The following is a 3,343-nucleotide window of genomic DNA, read 5'->3' as shown; positions in this document are numbered from 1 at the left end:
CGGCCGCGCCCCCGCCGCGCCAGGACCGGATCCCCGCCCAGGTGAGATAGGCCACCCCCGCGTAGCGTAGACCCTCGAACAGCAGCGGCGAGGCCGCCAGAACCGCACCGAGGCCGGCGGCGGCCGCGAGCAGCACAAGAACGAGGCCCGACAGGCAGCCGGCCATCGCGAAGACGCTCGGCCCCAGCCCGTAGCGCGCGCTGCGGGTCATCACGTGCAGCATGTTCGGGCCGGGCGTTCCCGAGAGCAGGAAGACCGCGCCGAGGAAGAGCCACCACGTCTGGAGCGTCATGCCCGCCTGATAGCGCGGGCGCGCGCCGGCCTCAAATCACGGTTCCCCGCATGCAAAGAGGCGGCCCGGTCGGGCCGCCTCTCGGATTGTCTCAATTTCGGTCCCGTGATGCCGGGGTCAGAGCCTCGGCGCACGACCCCGCATCACGCCGAACACGGCGGAGATGAGGAAGAGGGCGATCGCGACGAAGAATACGATCTTGGCCGCCTCCATGGCGGTGCCCGCGATCCCGCCAAAGCCGAGCAGGGCTGCGACGAGTGCGACGACGAGGAAGGTAACGGCCCAACCGATCATGGTAATCTCCGGTGCTTGTTCTGCGTTCTGTCTCGACTGTTCGCGCGGAGCGCGGACGTCTCAGAGCTTGCCGCCGACGGCGTCCTTCACCGTGTCCTTGGCTTCGCCGACACCGCGCTGGGCGGTGCCCTTCAGCTCCTGCGCCTTGCCCTCGGCCTTAAGGCGATCGTTGTCGGTGAGGTTGCCGATGCCCTGCTTGGCATTGCCGACCGCCTCGTTGACGGCACCCTTGATCTTGTCGGTGGTGCTGCTCATGGCTCTGTCCTCGCGATGGTCATCTCTGCGGCTTGGCCGCTTCGGGGACAGAACGGTGAGCTCGGGGAAAGTGTTCCAGGGATCCGGTCCCGGTCCGGTTGGCGCGGCCGCGCCCGATCGTGCCTGAGGGCGCCGCGATGGCCGCGCCAACTTCCGGGCCGATCCGCTCCGATCCGCTCGATCTCGCCTTCGCGGCGGCACGCCGGGCGGCCGAGGCCGGCGAGGTGCCGGTGGGCGCGGTCGTGGTGCGCGACGGGACGGTGCTGGCCGTCGCCCACAACAGGCCGCGCGCGCTCCGCGACCCGACGGCCCACGCGGAGATCCTGGCGATTCGCGCCGCCTGCCGGGCGATCGGGGACGAGCGGCTCGTCGGCTGCGACCTCTACGTCACCCTGGAGCCGTGTCCGATGTGCGCCGGGGCGATCAGCTTCGCGCGCATCAGGCGCCTGTATTTCGGCGCGCCCGATCCGAAGGGTGGCGGCGTCGAGCACGGGCCGCGCGTGTTCGACCAGCCCACCTGCCACCACGCGCCGGAGGTCTACGGCGGCTTCCGCGAGCGCGAGGCGGCCCGCTTGCTGCGGGCGTTCTTCTCGGCGCGGCGGACCTGAGCCGCCGGCCGGACGGGCGCCTCTTCAGCGCGTGCCGTCGGCGCCGCGGGCGCGCTGGCAGATACACGCCGCCGCCTTCACCAAGGTCAGGATCTCGCGGCGCATCTCCTCGTCCGCGATCGACTCGTAGGCCTGGAGAAGCGTCAGCGCGCCGTCCTCCTGCAGGATGGCGATGCCGCTGCAGCCCCCGTCCGGGCCCTGATCCTCGCCGAAGAACACCGAGACCGGCACCCCGAGCCTGTCCGCGATCGCATGCAGCCGGCCGGCGCCGATCCGGTTCTTGCCGGTCTCATATTTCTGCACCTGCTGGAAGCTGATCCCGAGGGCATCGGCCAGCATGGTCTGGCTCATGCCGCTCGCCGAGCGCAGCAGGGCGATGCGGTTGCCGATGCTGTGATCGGTTTCCGTAGTCTGCTTCGGCTTCGCAGGCGGCGCGGAGGCTTTGGGCATGGTGACAGCACGACCCTGAGTTGAGCAAAGCACGGGAGATTGCTGATCCGGGATGTGGGCTGCCCACCAAGGCCTGCCGGTCCGTCCCAAGGCGCGAGGCTAATCTATATCAAGAACTCTGTCGGTGGTGAACAAAAAACGTTCAGTGCGGAGCCTCGGCGCGCCGCCGCCCGACGCTTCGAACCGGGATCCAGTCGTGACGATACGATAGCGTGCGGGGGCGCACACCGCGGGCTCAGCGGCGTCCGAACAGCCGCTCGATGTCGTGGAGCGCGAGCGCGACGGAGGTCGGCCTGCCGTGGTTGCACTGGCCCGCGTTCTCAGTCACCTCCATCTCGCGCAGGAGGGCGTTCATCTCCTGGGGATGCAGGCGCCGGCCGGCCCTGATCGAGCCGTGGCAGCTCATGCGCGAGAGGATCGCGTCGAGACGGCGCCCGAGCGGGCCGGTCTCGGCCGCAGGGGCGCCCCCCTCCTCGTCGCCGCTCGCCTCCAGGGCGTCGAGGATGTCGGCGACGAGCGCCCGCGGGGAGGCGCCGCGCAGGATCGCGGGCACCTCCCGCACCAGGACCGCGCCCGGGCCGAACGCCTCGATCGTGAGGCCGAGCCGCTCCAGGTCGGGGGCCGCCGCCACGAGGCGCTCCGCCGCATCGGGACCGAGCTCGACCACGTCCGGGATCAGCAGGCCCTGGCGCGCGATGCCGCCGGCCGCGCGCTCGCGCTTGAGCCGTTCGTAGACGAGGCGCTCGTGCGCCGCGTGCTGATCGACGATGACGATGCCGGTGCGGGTCTGGGCGACGATGTAGGTCTCGTGGAGCTGGGCCCTGGCGGCGCCGAGCGGGAAGTCGAGGGCGTCCTCGCCCTCCGGATCCGGCGCGAAAGCCGCGGCCTGGGGGGCGAAGCCCGCATCGGGCGGCGTACCGGTCGGGGTCGTGCCGGGTGGGATCGGATCCGGCGGGGACGGGTCCAGCAGGGCCTGCGGAGCCTCTCCGAATCCGCCGAAGCGGCCGGTCCGGTCCCGGCCTGCGTAGCCCGGCGGCGCCGCGACGGAGGGGGCGTGCATCGGCGGCGACGTGCGCGCCGGCTGGAACAGGCCCGGCGCGCTCCCGCCGCCGTAGCTGCGCAACGCCGGCGCCGCCGCGGCCGGCCGCAGCGCTTCGAGGGCGCGGGCAGCGCCCGTCGTCGCCGAGCGCGCGCCGCCCCGGCGCAGCGCGTCGTGGATCGCGCTGACGACGAGGGCCCGCACGAGGCCGGGGTCGCGGAAGCGCACCTCCGTCTTGGCCGGGTGCACGTTGACATCGACGAGGGCGGGGTCGCAGGCGATGAACAGGCCGAGGACCGGGTGCCGGTCGGCGCTCATGGTGTCGGCGTAGGCGCCCCGCACGGCGCCGAGGAGCAGCCGGTCGCGCACCGGGCGCCCGTTGACCACGAGGTGGATGTGGTTGGC

General features: G+C 72.2%; 6 protein-coding genes. 1 reads left to right on the top strand and 5 read right to left on the bottom strand.

Features of this window, described 5'->3' with window-relative positions; translation table 11 throughout:
* The 3 genes from AX737_RS03300 to AX737_RS03295 form a co-directional block, all read right to left on the bottom strand.
* Positions 1-292, bottom strand: a 292-nt coding sequence (locus tag AX737_RS03300) for a LysE family transporter (protein ID WP_156453506.1), incomplete at its 3' end; no start/stop codon positions are given.
* A 117-nt stretch (positions 293-409) separates the two neighbouring features.
* The gene (locus AX737_RS31785; RefSeq protein WP_082772855.1) at positions 410-586 is read right to left on the bottom strand and encodes a DUF1328 domain-containing protein; all 177 of its coding nucleotides are present in this window, start codon (positions 584-586) and stop codon (positions 410-412) included.
* Between the two features lie 60 nt (positions 587-646).
* Positions 647-841, bottom strand: coding sequence for a CsbD family protein (locus AX737_RS03295; RefSeq protein WP_066918968.1), 195 nt, complete (start codon positions 839-841; stop codon positions 647-649).
* 137 nt (positions 842-978) lie between these two features.
* On the opposite strand from AX737_RS03295, the gene AX737_RS03290 reads away from it, so the two are divergent.
* Positions 979-1,449, top strand: a complete 471-nt coding sequence (locus tag AX737_RS03290; RefSeq protein ID WP_066918970.1) for a nucleoside deaminase — start codon at positions 979-981, stop codon at positions 1,447-1,449.
* 24 nt (positions 1,450-1,473) lie between these two features.
* On the opposite strand, the gene AX737_RS03285 is transcribed toward AX737_RS03290, so the two are convergent.
* The gene (locus AX737_RS03285; protein WP_066918966.1) at positions 1,474-1,899 is read right to left on the bottom strand and encodes a helix-turn-helix transcriptional regulator; all 426 of its coding nucleotides are present in this window, start codon (positions 1,897-1,899) and stop codon (positions 1,474-1,476) included.
* Between the two features lie 235 nt (positions 1,900-2,134).
* Positions 2,135-3,343: DNA mismatch repair endonuclease MutL (gene mutL, locus AX737_RS03280; protein WP_245293389.1), on the bottom strand; the 1,209-nt coding region annotated here is incomplete at its 5' end.

The organism is Methylobacterium sp. CCH5-D2, assembly GCF_001556475.1.
Lineage (GTDB): Bacteria > Pseudomonadota > Alphaproteobacteria > Rhizobiales > Beijerinckiaceae > Methylobacterium > Methylobacterium hispanicum.
The sequence above is the reverse complement of the archived record's forward strand: the minus strand, read 5'-3'. Positions and strand labels throughout refer to the sequence as shown.